The sequence below is a fragment of the Pseudomonas sp. UME65 genome, assembly GCF_014170225.1.
GTDB classification, from domain to species: Bacteria; Pseudomonadota; Gammaproteobacteria; order Pseudomonadales; family Pseudomonadaceae; genus Aquipseudomonas; species Aquipseudomonas protegens.
Genome location: NZ_LZZQ01000010.1, coordinates 115,311 through 134,926, shown reverse-complemented (window position 1 = coordinate 134,926; position 19,616 = coordinate 115,311). Strand labels below are relative to the sequence as shown.

The following is a 19,616-nucleotide window of genomic DNA, read 5'->3' as shown; positions in this document are numbered from 1 at the left end:
AAAGGAAAGCCAATCGATGCCGCAGGTGGACCCCGAACTCTTCGACCGCGGCCAGTTCCAGGCGGAACTGGCGCTGAAGGCCAGCCCTATCGCCGCCTTCAAGAAGGCCATCCGCCAGGCACGGGAAGTGCTCGATACGCGCTTTCGCAGTGGGCGGGAGATCCGCCGGCTGATCGAAGACCGCGCCTGGTTCATCGATAACATCCTGCAAAAGGCCTGGGACCAGTTCAGCTGGAGCGAAGACGCCGACATCGCCCTGGTGGCGGTCGGCGGCTACGGTCGCGGCGAGCTGCACCCCTATTCCGACATCGACCTGCTGATCCTCCTGGACAGCGCCGACCACGAAATTTTCCGCGACTCCATCGAACGCTTTCTTACCCTGCTCTGGGACATTGGCCTGGAAGTCGGGCAAAGCGTGCGCTCGGTGGACGAATGCGCCGAACAGGCGCGGGCCGACCTGACGGTGATCACCAACCTGATGGAAAGCCGCACCATTGCCGGCCCCGAGCACCTGCGCCAGCGCATGCTGCAAGTGACCAGCACCGAGCACATGTGGCCGAGCAAGGATTTCTTCCTGGCCAAGCGGGCCGAGCAGAAGGCCCGCCATCACAAGTACAACGACACCGAATACAACCTGGAGCCCAACGTCAAAGGCTCGCCGGGTGGGTTGCGGGACATCCAGACCATCCTCTGGGTCGCGCGCCGCCAGTACGGCACCCTGAACCTGCGGGCCCTGGCCGGCGAAGGCTTCCTGGTGGAAAGCGAAAACGCGCTCCTGGCCTCGTCCCAGGAGTTCCTGTGGAAGGTCCGCTACGCGCTGCACATGCTCGCGGGGCGCGCCGAGGACCGCCTGCTGCTCGACCACCAGCGCTCCATCGCCACCCTGCTGGGCTTCGAGGGCGAAGATGCGAAACAGAGCATCGAAAGCTTCATGCAGCAGTACTACCGGGTGGTGATGAGCATCGCCCAGTTGAGCGACCTGATCATCCAGCACTTCGAGGAGGTGATCCTCGCCCCCGAGGACGAGGCACCGCCACAGCCGATCAATGCGCGCTTCCAACTGCACGACGGCTACATCGAGGCGATCAACGACAACGTGTTCAAGCGCACTCCGTTCGCCATGCTGGAGATCTTCGTGCTGATGGCCCAGCACCCGGAAATCAAGGGCGTGCGCGCCGACACCATCCGCCTGCTGCGCGAACACCGGCACCTGATCGATGACGACTTCCGCCACGATATCCGCAACACCAGCCTGTTCATCGAGCTGTTCAAGTGCGAAATCGGCATCCACCGCAACCTGCGGCGGATGAACCGCTACGGCATTCTCGGACGCTACCTGCCGGAGTTCGGCTTCATCGTCGGGCAGATGCAGCACGACCTGTTCCACATCTATACCGTGGACGCCCACACGCTGAACCTGATCAAGCACCTGCGCAAAATGCAGTACACGCCGATCTCCGAGAAATTCCCGCTGGCCAGCAAGCTCATGGGCAAGCTGCCCAAGCCCGAGCTGATCTACCTGGCCGGTCTGTACCACGACATCGGCAAGGGCCGTCATGGCGACCACTCGGAAATCGGCGCCGTGGATGCCGAAGCCTTCTGCGTGCGCCACCAGTTGCCGCAGTGGGATACCCGGCTGATCGTCTGGCTGGTGCAGAACCACCTGGTGATGTCCACCACGGCTCAGCGCAAGGACTTGTCCGACCCGCAGGTGATTCACGATTTCGCACAGATCGTGGTCGACCAGACCCGCCTCGACTACCTCTACGTACTGACCGTCGCCGATATCTACGCCACCAACCCGACGCTCTGGAACTCCTGGCGCGCCAGCCTGTTGCGCCAGCTCTACACCGAGACCAAGCGAGCCCTGCGCCGCGGCCTGGAAAACCCGGTGGACCGCGAAGAGCAGATCCGCCAGACCCAGAGCGCCGCCCTGGACATCCTGGTGCGCAACGGCACCGACCCGGACGAAGTGGAACAACTCTGGTCCCAACTGGGGGACGACTACTTCCTGCGCCACACCGCCGGCGACGTGGCCTGGCACAGCGACGCGATCCTCCAGCAGCCGGCCGATGGCGGGCCACTGGTGCTGATCAAGGAAATCACCCAGCGCGAGTTCGAGGGCGGCACCCAGATCTTCATCTACGCCCCGGACCAGCACGACTTCTTCGCGGTGACCGTGGCCGCCATGGACCAGCTCAACCTGAACATCCATGACGCGCGCATCATCACCTCCAGCAGCCAGTTCACCCTCGACACCTACATCGTCCTGGACAACGACGGCGAATCCATCGGCAACAACCCGCAGCGAGTCGAGCAGATCCGCAAGGGCCTGACCGACGCCCTGCGCAACCCCGACGACTACCCGACCATCATCCAGCGCCGGGTGCCGCGCCAGCTCAAGCATTTTGCCTTCGCCCCCGAGGTGACTATCCACAACGACGCCCAACGCCCGGTGACCGTGCTGGAACTCAGCGCCCCGGATCGCCCGGGTTTGCTGGCGCGGATCGGCAAGATCTTCCTGGAGTTCGACCTGTCGCTGCAGAACGCCAAGATCGCCACCCTGGGCGAGCGCGTGGAAGACGTGTTCTTCATCACCGATGCGCACAACCAGCCCCTGTCCGACCCCCAGCTGTGCAGCCGCTTGCAGGATGCGATCGTCGAGCAGTTGAGCGTCAGCCACGAACCGACTATCGAAATGACCCGCCTGAGCATCTGACGGGTCCGAACCACCGCTTTGAGTGAGATACCGCCTCCATGAACAACGCTCTGAACCAGTTGCAGCCCTACCCGTTCGAAAAGCTGCGCGCCTTGCTCGGCACCGTGACGCCCAACCCGGACAAGCGCGCCATCGCCCTGTCCATCGGCGAACCCAAGCACCGCTCGCCAAGCTTTGTCGCCGAAGCCCTGGCCAGCAACCTCGATCAGATGGCGGTCTACCCCACCACCCTGGGCATCCCGGCGCTGCGCGAAGCCATCGCCGGCTGGTGCGAGCGGCGCTTTGGCGTGCCCGCGCTCTGGCTCGACCCGGCGCGCAATGTACTGCCGGTCAACGGCACCCGCGAAGCGCTGTTCGCCTTCACCCAGACCGTGGTCAACCGCGGCGAAGATGCCCTGGTGGTCAGCCCCAACCCCTTCTATCAGATCTACGAAGGCGCGGCCTTCCTCGCCGGGGCCAAGCCGCACTACCTGCCGTGCCTCGACGAAAACGGCTTCAACCCGGACTTCGACGCCGTGCCGGCGGAGATCTGGCAGCGCTGCCAGATCCTCTTCCTGTGCTCGCCGGGCAACCCCACCGGCGCGCTGATCCCGCTGGACACCCTGAAGAAGCTGATCGCGCTGGCCGACGAGCACGACTTCGTGATCGCCGCCGACGAGTGCTACAGCGAGCTGTACTTCGACGAACAGACACCGCCGCCGGGCCTGCTCAGCGCCTGCGTCGAACTGGGCCGCAAGGACTTCAAGCGCTGCGTGGTGTTCCACAGCCTGTCCAAGCGCTCCAACCTGCCGGGCCTGCGCTCGGGCTTCGTCGCCGGTGATGCCGAGATTCTCAAGGGCTTCCTGCTGTACCGCACCTACCACGGCTGCGCCATGCCGGTGCAGACCCAACTGGCCAGCGTCGCCGCCTGGAACGACGAAGTGCACGTGCGCGCCAACCGCGCCTTGTACCGGGAGAAATTCGACGCGGTGCTGGCGATCCTTGCGCCCGTGATGGATGTGCAGCGCCCGGACGGCAGCTTCTACCTGTGGCCGAACGTCGCCGGGGATGACGCAGCCTTCTGCCGCGACCTGTTCGAACAGGAGCATGTGACCGTGGTTCCGGGCTCCTACCTGTCGCGGGATGTGGACGGCACCAACCCGGGCGCCGGCCGGGTACGCATGGCGCTGGTAGCGCCGCTGGCGGAATGCGTGGAAGCCGCGGAACGGATTCGCGATTTCGTGCTGCGTCGCGCTTGAGGCCTTTCGCCGGCAAGCCGGCTCCCACAGCAGGAGCCGACTGCCGGCGAACGCCTCACTTCACCTGCCCCAGATTGGCCTCGCTCATATCCAGGTCGGCCAGCACTTCGCGTAGCACATCGTCGCCAATCTGATGCTGGCGGCTCAGCCGATACAGCTCCAGCCGTTGCGCTCGCAGGGCCTTGATCCGCAGGCGCCGCTCCAGCAAGTCCATCTGGAACGCCAGGGCTTGGGCCTCGGCGGAATCGTTGTAGACCTCCAACTGATGCCGGTACTCGGCCATCAAGCGCCCCTTGAGTTCGGTGGCCAGGGCCGCCTGGGCAGCATCCGGGGTTTCACCGGTGTCAGCCACTTCTTCGGCTTCCAGGGCATGGATCGCCGCTTCGGCAGTCTTGCGCCAGGCATCCCGCACTTCCCCACGGCGCTTGTCGTCAGGGCTCTTCACAATGCCGCGCAGCAGCAGCGGCAGGGCAATGCAGGCCGCCACCAGGGACAGCAGGATCACCCCGGCAGCGATGAAGATCAGCAGGTCGCGCTCCGGAAAGGCTTCACCGGCACCGAGAAACAACGGTACCGACATCACACCGGCCAGGGTTACCGCCCCGCGCACTCCACCCACGGTCAGCAACCAGCAGGAACGGGCGGTCGGCACCAGCGTCAATTCGCCCTTGCCGCGCCAGCGCCGCAGCAGGCCGGACAGGCGCCAGATGCTCTGCACCCAGATGAAACGCAATACCAGCAGCACCAGGAAAATCGCCACCACATCCAGGCAACGGTAGAACAGGGTCGGCCACAGCGAGGTCTCGTGACTGACCACGGCCTTGATGATGTCCGGCAGCTGCAACCCCAGGAGCAGGAAGATCAGGCCGTTGAAGGCGAACTCCAGCAGTGACCAGACGCTGCGATTGAGCAGCCGGGTGCTGGTCTGGCGCGGCAGCAGGTCGAGCCAGCTCTGCATCATCCCCGCCGCCACCGCCGAGAGAATGCCCGAGGCTCCCAGGCGCTCGGCCAGTACATAGGCGGCGAACGGCAAAAGCAGCATGAACACCACGTGGGTCGCCGGGTCATCCCAGCCTCGGGCGATCATCCAGGCCCGCAGGCGCCCCACCAGCCAGCTCAGTGCCACGCCGACCGCCAGGCCGCCCACCGCCACCAGGACGAAGGTCAGGCTGGCGTTGGCCAGGGAGAACACCCCGGTCACCGCCGCTGCCAGGGCGAACTTGAAGGTCACCAGGCCCGAGGCGTCATTCATCAGCGCCTCCCCCTGGAGCATGTGCATCAGGGGCGTGGGCAAGCGGTTCTGGGAAATCGCCGATACCGCCACGGCGTCGGTGGGCGAAAGCACGGCGGCCAGGGCAAAGGCCACCGGCAACGGAATGCTCGGCAGCAGCCAATGGATGAAGTAGCCGGCGCCCACCACGGTGAACAGCACCAGCCCTACTGCCAGGGTCAGGATCGGCCCGCGCAGGCGCCAGAATTCGCGCTTGGGCATGCGCCAGCCATCGGAAAACAACAGCGGCGGCAAGAACAGGAAGAGAAACAGCTCCGGGTCCAGGGCCACGTGCAACCCCAGGGTCGGCCAGGCCAGCAAGGCGCCGGCGGCAATCTGCACCAGGGGCAGCGGCAGTGGAATCACCCGTCCGACAAGACGCGAGAGGCTCACCAGCATCAGCAGGATGAGGACGGTATAGGCGGTTTGCATAAAGCGGGCTTCCCGATCTGAAACTTCAAAGCAGACACACAACGGCGGCAGGAATTCACCGCAGAAGTGCCATATTAGCCGCTTAAGCTGCGTTTACGCCGCTGCACAAAAGTCGCAACGGCGCCCGGGCGTGGAAACACAATGCGACAAAGCCCCGCAGCAGCCGACGCCGAATCGGCGCGGTCGTGGCATAATCCGTGACCTTTCATCTCCAGCATCTCCAAAGGGGGCAATTCCTTGACCGCTTCAAGCAAAACGTTGCACCTTTTCGGCATCAAAGCCTGTGACACCATGAAAAAGGCGCGCACCTGGCTCGATGAACACGCTGTCAGCTATGACTTCCATGATTACAAAACCTCCGGCATTGACCGTGAGCACCTGAATCAGTGGTGCGACGAGCACGGCTGGCAGGTGGTGTTGAACCGCGCGGGCACGACCTTTCGCAAACTCGATGACGAAAGCAAAGCCGATCTCGACCAGGCGAAAGCCGTTGAACTGATGCTCGCGCAACCTTCGATGATCAAGCGCCCGGTGCTCGATCTCGGAGACAAGACCCTGATTGGCTTCAAGCCAGACCTTTACGCAGCGGCGCTCAAGTAAGCCTGCTCAATCAATTTCGCAAGAGGTAACTGCATGTCCACTACCCTGTTCAGCCTGGCATTCGGTGTCGGCACCCAGAACCGCCAAGGCGCTTGGCTGGAAGTGTTTTACGCATCGCCCCTGCTCCAGCCTGCGGCTGAAATCGTCGCTGCCGTAGCGCCGATCCTCGGCTACAGCGAAGGCAACCAGGCCATCACGTTCACCACCGCCCAGGCCGCGCAAATGGCCGACGCACTGAAAAGCATCGACGCTACCCAGGCCGCCCTGCTGACCCGCCTGGCCGAAAGCCACAAGCCGCTGGTAGCGACCCTGCTGGCCGAAGATGCCCAGCTGACCTCCACTCCAGAGGCCTACCTGAAGCTGCACCTGCTGTCCCACCGCCTGGTCAAGCCGCACGGCCTGAGCCTGGCCGGCGTGTTCCCGCTGCTGCCGAACGTGGCCTGGACCAGCCAGGGCGCGATCGACCTGGGCGAGCTGGCCGAGCGTCAACTGGAAGCGCGCCTGCGCGGCGAGCTGCTGGAAGTGTTCTCGGTGGACAAGTTCCCGAAAATGACCGACTACGTGGTGCCGAGCGGCGTGCGTATCGCTGACAGTGCGCGGATCCGCCTGGGCGCCTACATCGGCGAAGGCACCACCGTGATGCACGAAGGCTTCGTCAACTTCAACGCCGGCACCGAAGGTCCGGGCATGATCGAAGGCCGGGTTTCCGCGGGCGTGTTCGTCGGCAAGGGTTCGGACCTGGGCGGCGGTTGCTCCACCATGGGCACCCTGTCGGGTGGCGGCAACATCGTGATCAAGGTCGGCGAAGGTTGCCTGATCGGCGCCAACGCCGGTATCGGCATCCCGCTGGGCGACCGCAATACCGTGGAGTCGGGCCTGTACGTGACCGCCGGCACCAAGGTGGCGCTGCTGGACGAGAACAACCAGCTGGTCAAAGTGCTCAAGGCCCGGGAACTGGCCGGCCAGCCGGACCTGCTGTTCCGTCGCAACTCGGAAACCGGCGCCGTGGAGTGCAAGACCCACAAGTCGGCCATCGAGCTGAACGAAGCGCTGCACGCTCACAACTAAGCAGCGATTCGGTTTCACTGGAACCGGCCAGGCGCTTATCATCGGCGCCCGGCCTGTTCAAACGAGTTCTGCCACCATGCTTGTAGCCTCCCCCTGGCGCGCCGACTTCCCGGCCATCGCCGCCCTGCATCGCCAGGACCAGACGTACCTGGACAACGCCGCCACCACGCAAAAACCCCAAGCCCTGCTGGACGCCCTGGCGCACTACTACGCCAACGGCGCCGCCAACGTTCATCGTGCGCAACACCTGCCCGGCGCCCACGCCACCCAAGCGTTCGAAGACAGCCGCAGCAAGGTCGGCCAATGGCTGAATGCCGGTGACAGTGGGCAGATCGTCTTCACCCACGGCGCGACCTCCGCGCTGAATCTTCTGGCCTACGGCCTGGAGCACCAATTTTCCCCGGGCGATGAAATCGTCATCAGCGCCCTGGAGCACCACGCCAACCTGCTGCCCTGGCAGCAACTGGCCCAACGTCGCGGGCTCAAGCTGCTGGTCCTGCCCCTGGACCCGGACGGCCTGATCGACGTCGACGCGGCAAGCCGCTTGATCGGCCCGCGCACCCGTTTGCTGACGGTGAGCCAGCTGTCCAACGTGCTTGGCGCCTGGCAACCCTTGACCCCACTGCTGGCCATGGCCAGGGCCCAGGGCGCACTGACGGTGATCGACGGCGCCCAGGGCGTGGTCCATGGCCGCCACGATGTGCAGGCCCTGGGCTGCGACTTCTATGTGTTCTCCAGCCACAAGCTGTACGGCCCGGATGGGGTCGGCGTGCTGTTTGGCCGTCATGCAGCACTCAAGGGCCTGCGCCACTGGCAGTTCGGCGGTGAAATGGTCCAGGACGCCGATTACCAGCACGCCAGCTTCCGCCCCGCCCCCCTGGGGTTCGAGGCCGGTACACCGCCGATTGCCGGGGTCATCGGCCTGGGTGCCACCCTGGATTATCTCGCCGGCCTGGATCAGCAAGCACTGGCCGACCATGAAGCAGCGCTGCACGCCTACCTGCTGCACGGCTTGCAGGCGCGCAATGGCATCCGCCTGCTGGGCTCGCCGCAAGTGGCCCTGGTCAGTTTTGTCGTGGATGGGGTGCACAACGCCGACCTGGCGCACCTGCTGACCGAACAAGGCATTGCCGTACGCGCCGGGCACCACTGCGCCATGCCGCTGATGAAGAGCCTGGGGTTGGCCGGAGCGATTCGCGTGTCATTGGCGCTGTACAACGATTCCGAGGACCTGGAGCGTTTCTTCGAAGCCCTGGATCAGGCCCTGGAGCTGCTGCGATGAGCCTGCCGGCGGATGCCGTCGCCGCCCTGGAGATTTTCCAGGGGGCTGCCGGCTGGGAACAGCGGGCGCGCCTGCTGATGCAATGGGGCGAGCGCCTGCCGCCCCTGAGCGAGGCCGACCAGGTCGAGGCCAACCGGGTGCACGGCTGTGAAAGCCAGGTCTGGCTGGTGGCGGCCCTGGAAAACGGTCATTGGCAGTTTGCCGCGGCCAGCGACGCGCGGCTGATTCGCGGGCTGGTGGCCCTGCTCCTGGCGCGGGTCAATGGCCTGACGGCACAGCAGTTGCGGGAAGTGGACCTGGCCGACTGGTTCAACCAGTTGGGCCTGTCGCGCCAGCTCTCACCTTCGCGCAGCAATGGCCTGAACGCCGTCTTGCAACGCATGAGCGAACTGGCCAGCGCCCCCTAACTCCGTAGGAGCCAGCTTGCTGGCGAACAGGCTCATAAGCCTTGCACCCTCCTCGCGGCCCTCTTCGCTGGCAAGCCAGCTCCTACGGGGCGGCGGGTTTGTTGCGTTCCGACGGGCGGCGCACGCCGGCGACAATCTTGTCCACCGCCTTGGTCGCCGCCACCATGCCGAAGGTCGCGGTCACCATCATCACCGCGCCAAAGCCGCCGGCACAGTCGAGCTTGACGCCATCGCCGACAAAACTCTTCTGCAGGCAGATGCTGCCGTCCGGCTTCGGATAACGCAGCTGTTCAGTGGAAAACACGCAAGGCACGCTGTAGTGCCGGGTTACGGTGCGCGAGAAACCGTAGTCGCGGCGCAGGGTGGAACGCACCTTGGAGGCCAACGGGTCATTGAAGGTACGGTTCAGGTCGCAGACCTGGATCAGCGTCGGGTCGATCTGCCCCCCCGCGCCGCCGGTGGTAATGATCTGGATCTTGCGTCGCTTGCACCAGGCAATCAGCGCCGCCTTGGCATTGACGCTGTCGATGCAGTCGATCACGCAATCGATGTCTGGGGTGATGTACTCGGCCATGGTCTCGCGGGTGACGAAGTCCGGCACCGCGTGCACCTTGCAGTCCGGATTGATGCCGCGCAGGCGTTCGGCCATGACCTCGACCTTGGGCTTGCCCACAGTGCTGTCCAGCGCGTGCAACTGGCGGTTGCTGTTGCTGACGCAGACGTCATCGAGGTCGAACAGCGAGATCTCGCCCACCCCGCAACGGGCGATGGCTTCCGCCGCCCAGGAACCGACCCCGCCGACGCCGACGATCGCCACATGGGCCGCCCGCAGCCGTTCCAGGCCTTCAATGCCATACAAACGGGCGACGCCGGCAAACCGTGGATCTTCTGTACTCATGACCATCACCTAAAAAACCGGCGCGCATTATAGGGCCTCAACGCGACAAGTTTTAACCTTGAAGCTACAAGTAAAGAACTTAAACCCGAATACAGTGCCCAAGGTCTGGCTTTCCTCTGTGCGCTGTACGCTCAGTTGAGGGCCGGTGTAGGATGCCCGCCGTTTGGCGCCTGCCAACCCTTCCCTCGTTCCACACCTTTTGGAACCCGAAATAGCTATGTCATCGCGTAAATTTGGACTCAACCTGGTGATAGTGCTGGCCATTGCCGCGCTGTTCACCGGTTTCTGGGCGCTGATCAATCGCCCGGTCTCGGCCCCCGACTGGCCGGAACAGATCTCCGGTTTTTCCTACTCGCCTTTCCAGCAGGGCCAGTTCCCGCAGAAGGACCAGTACCCGTCCGACGATGAAATGCGTCGCGACCTGGAGATCATGAGCAAGCTGACCGACAACATCCGTACCTATTCGGTGGACGGCAGCCTGGAAGACATCCCGAGGCTCGCGGAAGAGTTCGGCCTGCGCGTGACCCTGGGGATCTGGATCAGCCCGGACCTGGAGCGCAACGAGCGGGAAATCATGCGCGCCATCGAACTGGCCAATACCTCCCGCAGCGTCGTGCGGGTGGTGGTGGGTAACGAGGCGATCTTCCGCAAGGAAATCACCGCCGACCAACTGTCGGTGATTCTCGACCGGGTGCGTGCCGCGGTAAAAGTTCCGGTCACCACCTCGGAGCAATGGCACGTCTGGGAGGAAAACCCGGGGCTGGCCAAGCACGTCGACCTGATCGCCGCGCACATCCTGCCCTACTGGGAGTTCATCCCGGTGGACAAGGCCGAGCAGTTCGTCCTCGACCGCGCCCGGGACCTGAAGAAGATGTTCCCGAAAAAACCGCTGCTGCTGTCCGAGGTCGGCTGGCCGAGCAACGGCCGCATGCGTGGTGGCGCCGACGCCAGCCCGGCGGACCAGGCGATCTACCTGCGTACCCTGGTCAACAAGCTCAACCGCCAGGGCTACAACTACTTTGTCATCGAAGCCTTCGACCAGCCGTGGAAGGCCAGCGACGAAGGTTCGGTGGGTGCCTACTGGGGCGTGTTCAACGCCGCGCGCCAGCAGAAATTCAACTTCGAAGGCCCGGTGGTGGCCATCCCGCAATGGCGGGTGCTGGCCATCGGCTCGGTGGTGCTGGCGCTGCTGTCGCTGACCCTGCTGATGATCGACGGCTCGGCCCTGCGCCAGCGCGGCCGGACCTTCCTGACCTTTATCGCGTTCCTCTGCGGTTCGGTGCTGGTGTGGATCGGCTACGACTACAGCCAGCAATACAGCACCTGGTTCAGCCTGACGGTGGGCTTCCTCCTGGCCCTCGGCGCGCTGGGGGTGTTCATCGTACTGCTGACCGAGGCCCATGAACTGGCCGAAGCGGTGTGGATCCACAAGCGCCGGCGCGAATTCCTGCCGGTGGAGGGGGACTCCAGCTACCGGCCGAAAGTCTCGATCCACGTGCCCTGCTACAACGAGCCGCCGGAGATGGTCAAACAGACCCTCAATGCCCTGGCCAACCTCGATTACCCGGACTTCGAAGTCCTGATCATCGACAACAACACCAAGGACCCGGCGGTCTGGGAACCGGTGCAGGCCTATTGCGAGACCCTCGGCCCGCGCTTCAAGTTCTTCCACGTCGCGCCCCTGGCCGGCTTCAAGGGCGGTGCGCTGAACTATCTGTTGCCGCACACCGCCAAGGACGCCGAAGTGATCGCGGTGATCGACTCCGACTACTGCGTCGACCGCAACTGGCTCAAGCACATGGTGCCGCACTTCGCCGATCCGAAGATCGCCATCGTGCAGTCGCCCCAGGACTATCGCGACCAGAACGAAAGCACCTTCAAGAAGCTCTGCTACGCGGAATACAAAGGCTTCTTCCATATCGGCATGGTCACCCGCAACGACCGTGACGCGATCATCCAGCACGGCACCATGACCATGACCCGGCGCACAGTGCTCGAAGAGCTGGGCTGGGCCGACTGGTGCATCTGCGAAGACGCCGAGCTAGGCCTGCGGGTGTTCGAGAAAGGCCTGTCGGCGGCGTACCACCACGAAAGCTACGGCAAGGGCCTGATGCCCGACACCTTCATCGACTTCAAGAAGCAGCGTTTCCGCTGGGCCTATGGCGCGATCCAGATCATCAAGCGCCACACCGCCAGCCTGCTGCGCGGCAAGAACACCGAGCTGACCCGTGGCCAGCGCTACCACTTCCTCGCGGGCTGGCTGCCGTGGGTAGCGGACGGCATGAACATCTTCTTCACCGTCGGCGCCCTGCTGTGGTCGGCGGCGATGATCATCGTGCCGCAACGGGTCGACCCGCCGCTGCTGATCTTCGCCATCCCGCCGCTGGCGCTGTTCGTGTTCAAGGTGGGCAAGATCATCTTCCTCTACCGCCGTGCGGTGGGGGTCAACCTCAAGGACGCCTTCTGCGCGGCCCTGGCGGGCCTGGCCTTGTCCCACACCATCGCCAAGGCGGTGCTGTACGGCTTCTTCACCAGCAGCATCCCGTTCTTCCGCACCCCGAAGAACGCCGACAACCACGGCTTCTGGGTGGCGATCTCGGAAGCCCGGGAAGAGCTGTTCATCATGCTGCTGTTGTGGGGCGCGGCGCTGGGGATCTTCCTGGTGCAGGGCCTGCCGAGCAACGACATGCGCTTCTGGGTGACCATGCTCCTGGTGCAGTCTTTGCCTTACGTGGCAGCGTTGGTCATGGCCTTCCTTTCGTCGCTGCCAAAACCGGCGGAAGAAAGCCAGCCGGCTCCAGCAGCCTAAATCGATCCAAAGCACTAAACGGCGGCCTCTGGCCGCCGTTTTGCTTTAAGATATCCGCCATTTTGCGCGCCTCGCCCAACCCTGTAGGAGCTGGCTTGCCAGCGAACCAAGCAACGCGGTGTATCGATTAAACCGCCCTCGCCGCCCCGCCGGCTCCTGCACAATGCCTTGCACCGGAGTTACCCATGACGGCCCATGCCGAGCTTTCGCCGACCCTGCAACTTGCCTGTGATCTGATCCGTCGCCCCTCGGTGACGCCGATCGACGCCGACTGCCAGAAGCTGATGATGCAGCGCCTGGGGGATGCCGGCTTCAAGCTGGAACCGATGCGCATCGAGGACGTGGACAACTTCTGGGCCAGCCATGGCCAGCATGAAGGCCCGGTGCTGTGTTTTGCCGGCCACACCGACGTGGTGCCTACCGGCCCGGTCCAGGCCTGGCAGAACGACCCGTTCGACGCTCTGATCGACGAGCACGGCATGCTCTGCGGCCGTGGCGCAGCGGACATGAAGGGCAGCCTGGCGGCCATGCTGGTAGCCGCTGAGCGTTTCGTCGCCGACTACCCGGACCACAAGGGCTCGGTAGCCTTCCTCATCACCAGCGACGAAGAAGGCCCTGCGCACCATGGCACCAAGGCCGTGGTGGAGCGCCTGGCGGCACGCAAGGAGCGCCTGGACTGGTGCATCGTCGGTGAGCCTTCGAGCACCAGCCTGGTGGGCGACGTGGTCAAGAACGGCCGCCGCGGCTCCCTCGGCGCCAAGCTCACCGTGCGCGGGGTACAGGGCCACGTGGCCTACCCGCACCTGGCGAAGAACCCGATCCACCTGGCGGCCGCAGCCCTGGCGGAGCTGGCGGCGGAGCACTGGGATGACGGCAACGCCTTCTTCCCACCCACCAGTTTCCAGATCTCCAACCTCAATTCCGGCACCGGCGCCACCAACGTGATTCCCGGTGAACTGACCGCGCTGTTCAACTTCCGCTTCTCCACCGAATCCACGGTGGAAGGCCTGCAGCAGCGGGTCGCGGCCATCCTCGACAAGCACGGCCTGGACTGGCATGTGGAGTGGGCCCTGTCCGGGCTGCCGTTCCTCACCGAACCCGGCGCCCTGCTGGACGCGGTATCGGCCAGCATCAAGCAGGTCACCGGGCGCGACACCAAGGCCTCCACCAGTGGCGGCACCTCCGACGGGCGCTTCATCGCCACCCTGGGCACCCAGGTGGTGGAACTGGGCCCGGTCAACGCCACCATCCATCAGGTCAACGAGCGGGTACTGGCCAGCGACCTCGATGTGCTGACCGAAATCTACTACCAGACCCTGATCAAGTTGCTCGCCTGATGCTTGCCTGTCCTCTCTGCAGTGCCCCGCTGAACGTCGTGGACAACGGCGTGGTCTGCCCGGCCGGGCATCGTTTCGACCGGGCACGCCAGGGCTACCTGAACCTGCTGCCGGTGCAGCACAAGAACAGCCGTGACCCGGGCGACAACCAGGCCATGGTCGAGGCCCGCCGCGACTTTCTCAACGCCGGGCACTACGCCTCGGTGGCCCGGCGCCTGGCGGAGCTGGCGGCAGAACGCGCGCCCCAGCGCTGGGTCGACATCGGCTGTGGCGAGGGTTACTACACCGCGCAACTGGCCCAGGCCCTGCCCGCTGCCGATGGCTACGCCCTGGATATTTCCCGGGAGGCGGTGAAGCGCGCCTGCCGTCGTGCCCCGCAACTGACCTGGATGGTCGCCAGCATGGCGCGCATCCCCCTGGCGGACGCCAGCTGCCAGTTCCTGGCCAGCGTCTTCAGCCCCCTCGACTGGCTGGAGGCCAAGCGCCTGCTCAGCCCCGGCGGCGGCCTGATGAAGGTAGGTCCCACCAGCGGCCACCTGATGGAACTGCGCGAACGCCTGTACGACGAAGTACGCGAATACACCGACGACAAGCACCTGGCCCTGGTGCCCGAAGGCATGGCCCTGGCCCACAGCGAAACCCTGGAGTTCAAGCTGCACCTGGAACGCCCGCAAGACCGCGCCAACCTGCTGGCCATGACGCCCCACGGCTGGCGCGCCAGCGCCGAGCGCCGCGCCGCGGTGATCGAGCAGGCCGAGCCTTTCGAGGTCAGCGTATCGATGCGCTACGATTACTTCGTGCTGCAATAACCCACTAAAACCCAAGGCCCCGAGCCTGTGCTCGCGGCCGAAGAAATCCGCGAATGGATTTTTCAGACCGGCAATGAGGACATCCATGCGCCAGCCCGATATCGAGATTTACCTGAAAGACGCCGACGTCGACTACAAGGCCATCGCCGCCTGGCTTGGCGCCGTGCTTGGCCCGTGCAGCGACTGGGTACAAAAAGGCCAGACCTACAAATGCACCGCAGGCCAGGTGCCCGTGACCTGGCTGCCCAAGGCCGTGGGCAAGTGGAACAGCCTGTACCTGGAAAGCGACCAGACCCCGTGGGATGACGACATCGCCTGCGCCCGCGCCGCCTTTGCCGCGTTGAATGTGGAGGTGCGCTGCGCACCGGGCAGCTGGGTCGAGGAAGAGGGTGAAGAGTCCGCCGATCGCTGGATTCGCATCAGCGCCGACGGTGAAGAAGAGATTACCTGGCGCACTGCCTGAACAGTGCATACCCGTAGGAGCCGGCTTGCCGGCGAAGAGGCCTTCAAGACTTGCGTTCGATAGACGGGCGCCTTCGCTGGCAAGCCAGCTCCTACAGGGTGGGTTACAGGCCGACGACGTCTTCGGCTTGCAGACCTTTCTGGCCTTCGACCACAGCGTATTCCACCTGCTGGCCTTCGGTCAGGGAGCGGTGGCCTTCGCCACGGATCGCCCGGTAGTGGACAAATACGTCCGCCCCGCCTTCACGCTGGATAAAACCGTAGCCCTTGGCGTCGTTGAACCACTTCACGTTGCCTGTCTCACGAGTAGTCATGAATCCATACCTCATTTTTTTATTATTGGATTGGCGCACTGCAACCAAACCCTGAGAACTTTCCCCCAGCCTGCCTCTCTATGAGTGAAAGCGATACGACCGCGGGAGAGTCGGCCGAGTATATGACAGGCGTAAAAACTCTCAACTCAATCTTGTTTCGGCGCTTTTTTGCCGATTTTCGGCGAATCCGGCACACTACCGGCCCCGAGCAGTTGCTCGGTTTTCTACTCACTCACGCAGAAGCCGTATGACCCGCTCCCCGATCCGCCGTCTTGTGTTTGGCACCTTGCGCCGACTGCTGTACCTCTGGGTCCGCTCGGAAACCATCAACCAGTCGTCCTTCACCCTCGACCTCGACCGCAGCCGACCGGTGTTCTACGTCCTGCAAAACCCGTCCCTGACCGATCTCGCCGTGGTCGATACCGAATGCACCAAGGCTGGGCTGCCACGTCCGGTACTGCCGGTGTCGGTGGGCAACCTGCTGGAACCGGCGGCCTTCTTCTACCTGACCCCGGAGCCCGACTGGCTTGGTCGCCAGGACAAGCGCGGGGCGCCACCGACCCTGACCCGGCTGGTCAGCGCCCTGACCCAGAATGCCGCCGAAGATGCACAGATCATTCCGGTCAGCGTGTTCTGGGGCCAGTCGCCGGACAGCGAATCGAGCCCGTGGAAGCTGCTGTTCGCCGACAGCTGGGCGGTCACCGGGCGCCTGCGCCGGCTGCTGAGCATCATGATCCTGGGACGCAAGACCCGGGTGCAGTTCTCCGCACCGATCAACCTGCGCGAGCTGATCGAGCACAACAAGGGCCACGAGCGCACCGTGCGCATGGCCCAGCGCATCCTGCGGGTGCACTTTCGCAACCTCAAGGCTGCGGTCATCGGCCCGGACATTTCCCACCGGCGCAACCTGGTCAAGGGCCTGCTGAACCAGCCCCTGGTGAAACAGGCGATCCTCGACGAGGCCGAGCGCGAAAAGATTTCCCCGGAAAAAGCCAAGGCCCAGGCCCTGCGCTACGGCAACGAGATCGCCTCGGACTACACCTACACCGCGATCCGCTTCCTGGAAGTGGTGCTGAGCTGGTTCTGGAACAAGATCTACGACGGGATCAAGGTCAACCACCTCGAAGGCGTGCAGAAGATCGCCCAGGGCCACGAAGTGATCTACGTGCCCTGCCACCGCAGCCATATCGACTACCTGCTGCTGTCCTACCTGCTGTTTCGCAACGGCCTGACCCCGCCGCACATCGCCGCCGGGATCAACCTCAACATGCCGGTGATCGGCGGCCTGCTGCGTCGCGGCGGGGCCTTCTTCATGCGCCGCACCTTCAAGGGCAACCCGCTCTACACCTCGGTGTTCAACGAATACCTGCACACCTTGTTCACCAAGGGTTTCCCGGTGGAGTACTTCGTCGAGGGCGGCCGTTCGCGCACCGGGCGCATGCTGCAACCCAAGACCGGGATGCTGGCAATCACCCTGCGCAGCTTCCTGCGCTCCTCGCGCATGCCCATCGTCTTCGTACCGGTGTACATCGGCTATGAAAGGGTGCTGGAAGGCCGGACCTACCTGGGCGAGCTGCGCGGCGCGAGCAAGAAGAAGGAATCGATCTTCGACATCTTCAAGGTCATCGGCGCCCTCAAGCAGCGCTTCGGCCAGGTGGCAGTGAACTTCGGCGAACCGATCAAGCTGGCGGAATTCCTCGACCAGGAACAGCCGGACTGGCGGACCCAGGAGCTGGGCCCGCAGTACCGCCCGGCCTGGCTCAATGAAACCACCAACCGTCTCGGCGAGCGGGTGGCCCAGCACCTCAACGAAGCCGCGGCGATCAACCCGGTGAACCTGGTGGCCCTGGCCCTGCTCTCCACCACCCGCCTGGCCCTGGACGACCGCGCCATGGCGCGGGTCCTGGACCTGTACCTGGCGCTACTGCGTCGCGTGCCCTACTCGCCCCACACCACCTTGCCCGAAGGCGACGGCCGGGCTCTGATCCAGCACGTCAAGGACATGGACCTGCTGGCCGAACAGAGCGACGCCCTGGGCAAGATCCTCTACCTGGACGAGCAGAACGCCGTCCTGATGACCTACTACCGCAACAACGTGCTGCACATCTTCGCCCTGCCGGCGTTGCTGGCGAGCTTCTTCCAGAGCTCGTCGCGCATGAGCCGCGAACAGATCCTGCGTTATACCCGCGCGCTCTATCCCTACCTGCAATCGGAGCTGTTCATCCGCTGGCCGCTGGATGAGCTGGACGCGGTGGTGGACCAGTGGCTGGAGGCCTTTGTCGAACAGGGCCTGCTGCGCTTCGAGAAGGACCTGTACCAGCGTCCGGCCCCAAGCTCGCGGCATTTCGTCCTGCTGACCTTGCTGTCCAAGAGCATTGCCCAGACCCTGCAACGCTTCTACATGGCTATTTCCCTGTTGCTCAACAGCGGCCAGAACAGCATCAGCGCCGAGGAGCTGGAAGACCTGTGCACGGTCATGGCCCAGCGCCTGTCGATCCTGCATGGCCTCAATGCCCCGGAGTTCTTCGACAAGAGCCTGTTCCGCCACTTTATCCAGACCCTGCTGGACCAGGGTGTGCTGCGCCGCGACGAAGCCGGCAAGCTGAGCTACCACGAAGCGCTGGGGGAACTGGCCGAAGGTGCCGCCAAGCGCGTGCTGCCGGCAGAAATTCGCCTGTCGATCCGCCAGGTCGCCCTGCACCGCAGCGAAGACGCCGCCGACCAGCTCGCGGCACCTGCGCAAAACGACTAGATTCTTACGGGCGCCGGAGCAGCTGCGGCGCCCTCGATACGGAGATCCGCGATGAAAAAGCTCAGCCTGCTGGCCGCCACCGCGCTGCTCGGCGCTTGCCAGTCCATGAATCCCGCTGCCAAGGCCAGCCTCGACGGCGAAGTCTTCTACTTGCAGCGCATCGCCCTGCCTCCGGCCGCCACCCTGAGCGTGAGCCTGCAGGACGTGTCACTGGCCGACGCCCCTGCCGTGGTCCTGGCCGAGCAGAGCGGTCCGGTCAAGGGCCAGGTGCCGCTGCCCTTTCACCTCAGCTACGACCCGGCCCAGGTCAAGCCCGGCCACCGCTATTCGGTCAGCGCGCGGATTGAAGTGGCTGGCCAGCTGGTCTTCATCACCACCGAAAACAACGCCGTTAAACTCGACGGCAGCGACCCGCAGCCCTTGAAGCTGCGGGTCGACGCTGTTCGCTAATTCTTATTGCACAAGGAAGCCGCCATGCTCCGTACTTCGCTTCGTTTCACCAGCCTGTGCGCTGGCCTATTGATCTCCGCCAGCGCCCTGGCCCTGTCCCTGAGCGACCTGTCCCAGGGTGACGCCAGCGGTGGCCTGAAAGATGCCCTGACCCAGGGTGCGCAGATCGCCGTCAAACAGCTGGGCACCCCAGGTGGTTTCAGCAACAACCCCGAGGTGCGCATCGAGCTGCCGGGCAACCTGGGCAAGGTCGCGAAAAAAATGAAACAGTTCGGCATGGGCGACCAGGTCGATCAGCTTGAAACCAGCATGAACAAGGCTGCCGAGGCCGCTGTGCCGCAAGCCCAGGCCCTGTTGGTGGATGCCGTGAAGAAGATGACCGTGGCTGACGCCAAGGGCATTCTTGCCGGCGGCAAGGACTCCGCCACCCAATACCTGGACAAGAGCAGCCGCGAGCAGATCCGCGCCAAGTTCCTGCCGATCGTCAAGCAGGCCACTGACCAGGTCGGCCTGGCCAAGCAGTACAACTCCTTCGCCGGCCAGGCTGCGACGCTCGGCGTGCTGGATGCCAAGAGCGCCAACATCGAGAGTTACGTGACCGAACAAGCCCTCAATGGCCTGTTCGAAATGATCGGCAAGCAGGAAGAAACCATTCGCCAGAACCCGGCGGCAGCCGCCACTAGCCTGGCCAAGAAAGTCTTCGGCACCCTGTAAGCCTCCCCGCTACCTGTAGGAGCCAGCTTGCCGGCGAAGACGTCGCCAGGACAAG

16 protein-coding genes are annotated in these 19,616 nt (G+C 64.3%); 13 read left to right on the top strand and 3 right to left on the bottom strand.

The features are described 5' to 3' along the window. Positions 1–16 precede the first annotated feature (16 nt). Positions 17–2,719 carry a [protein-PII] uridylyltransferase gene (locus A9971_RS08290; protein WP_011059522.1) on the top strand — a complete coding sequence of 901 codons (2,703 nt, stop codon included), beginning with the start codon at positions 17–19 and terminating at the stop codon, positions 2,717–2,719. 38 nt (positions 2,720–2,757) lie between these two features. Next, positions 2,758–3,957, top strand: coding sequence for a succinyldiaminopimelate transaminase (gene dapC, locus A9971_RS08285; protein WP_123473868.1), 1,200 nt, complete (start codon positions 2,758–2,760; stop codon positions 3,955–3,957). A 55-nt stretch (positions 3,958–4,012) separates the two neighbouring features. Here the strand turns inward: dapC and A9971_RS08280 are convergent, their stop codons facing one another. Next, positions 4,013–5,659, bottom strand: a complete 1,647-nt coding sequence (locus A9971_RS08280) for a Na+/H+ antiporter (protein WP_015634329.1) — start codon at positions 5,657–5,659, stop codon at positions 4,013–4,015. A 237-nt stretch (positions 5,660–5,896) separates the two neighbouring features. On the opposite strand from A9971_RS08280, the gene A9971_RS08275 reads away from it, so the two are divergent. The 4 genes from A9971_RS08275 (at position 5,897) to A9971_RS08260 (ending at position 9,016) form a co-directional block, all read left to right on the top strand. Beyond that, on the top strand, positions 5,897–6,259 hold the full coding sequence (locus A9971_RS08275) for an ArsC family reductase (protein ID WP_011059519.1): 363 nt from the start codon (positions 5,897–5,899) through the stop codon (positions 6,257–6,259). 33 nt (positions 6,260–6,292) lie between these two features. Next, the gene (gene dapD, locus A9971_RS08270; protein WP_011059518.1) at positions 6,293–7,327 is read left to right on the top strand and encodes a 2,3,4,5-tetrahydropyridine-2,6-dicarboxylate N-succinyltransferase; all 1,035 of its coding nucleotides are present in this window, start codon (positions 6,293–6,295) and stop codon (positions 7,325–7,327) included. 76 nt (positions 7,328–7,403) lie between these two features. Then, a complete protein-coding gene (locus A9971_RS08265) occupies positions 7,404–8,609 on the top strand; it encodes an aminotransferase class V-fold PLP-dependent enzyme (protein ID WP_183001384.1) in 1,206 nt (401 codons plus the stop codon). After that, positions 8,606–9,016 (top strand): SufE family protein, encoded by a 411-nt coding sequence (locus A9971_RS08260; RefSeq protein ID WP_011059516.1) that lies wholly within the window; start codon positions 8,606–8,608, stop codon positions 9,014–9,016. Before A9971_RS08265 ends, A9971_RS08260 begins: the two co-directional genes overlap by 4 nt. 82 nt (positions 9,017–9,098) lie before the next feature. Here the strand turns inward: A9971_RS08260 and tcdA are convergent, their stop codons facing one another. After that, a complete protein-coding gene (gene tcdA, locus A9971_RS08255; RefSeq protein ID WP_183001383.1) occupies positions 9,099–9,914 on the bottom strand; it encodes a tRNA cyclic N6-threonylcarbamoyladenosine(37) synthase TcdA in 816 nt (271 codons plus the stop codon). A 217-nt stretch (positions 9,915–10,131) separates the two neighbouring features. Between tcdA and A9971_RS08250 the strand changes: the two genes are divergently transcribed. From A9971_RS08250 to A9971_RS08235, 4 genes are all read left to right on the top strand, one after another. After that, a complete protein-coding gene (locus tag A9971_RS08250) occupies positions 10,132–12,723 on the top strand; it encodes a glycosyltransferase (RefSeq protein WP_011059514.1) in 2,592 nt (863 codons plus the stop codon). Positions 12,724–12,908: 185 nt separating this feature from the next. After that, positions 12,909–14,060 (top strand): succinyl-diaminopimelate desuccinylase, encoded by a 1,152-nt coding sequence (gene dapE, locus A9971_RS08245; protein WP_015634323.1) that lies wholly within the window; start codon positions 12,909–12,911, stop codon positions 14,058–14,060. Next, positions 14,060–14,869, top strand: a complete 810-nt coding sequence (locus A9971_RS08240; RefSeq protein ID WP_183001382.1) for a putative RNA methyltransferase — start codon at positions 14,060–14,062, stop codon at positions 14,867–14,869. The genes dapE and A9971_RS08240 overlap by 1 nt, the downstream gene beginning before the upstream one ends. An 85-nt stretch (positions 14,870–14,954) precedes the next feature. Beyond that, positions 14,955–15,332 (top strand): hypothetical protein, encoded by a 378-nt coding sequence (locus A9971_RS08235; RefSeq protein ID WP_011059511.1) that lies wholly within the window; start codon positions 14,955–14,957, stop codon positions 15,330–15,332. Between the two features lie 103 nt (positions 15,333–15,435). On the opposite strand, the gene A9971_RS08230 is transcribed toward A9971_RS08235, so the two are convergent. Continuing rightward, on the bottom strand, positions 15,436–15,645 hold the full coding sequence (locus A9971_RS08230) for a cold-shock protein (protein WP_011059510.1): 210 nt from the start codon (positions 15,643–15,645) through the stop codon (positions 15,436–15,438). Between the two features lie 247 nt (positions 15,646–15,892). On the opposite strand from A9971_RS08230, the gene plsB reads away from it, so the two are divergent. Genes plsB through A9971_RS08215 form a run of 3 tightly spaced genes read left to right on the top strand, consistent with a single transcriptional unit; the run spans position 15,893 to position 19,561 of the window. After that, positions 15,893–18,397 (top strand): glycerol-3-phosphate 1-O-acyltransferase PlsB, encoded by a 2,505-nt coding sequence (gene plsB, locus A9971_RS08225; RefSeq protein ID WP_011059509.1) that lies wholly within the window; start codon positions 15,893–15,895, stop codon positions 18,395–18,397. A gap of 51 nt (positions 18,398–18,448) precedes the next feature. Then, positions 18,449–18,847, top strand: a complete 399-nt coding sequence (locus A9971_RS08220) for a YbaY family lipoprotein (RefSeq protein ID WP_011059508.1) — start codon at positions 18,449–18,451, stop codon at positions 18,845–18,847. 24 nt (positions 18,848–18,871) lie between these two features. Beyond that, a complete protein-coding gene (locus A9971_RS08215) occupies positions 18,872–19,561 on the top strand; it encodes a DUF4197 domain-containing protein (RefSeq protein ID WP_011059507.1) in 690 nt (229 codons plus the stop codon). The last annotated feature ends 55 nt before the right edge of the window (positions 19,562–19,616 follow it).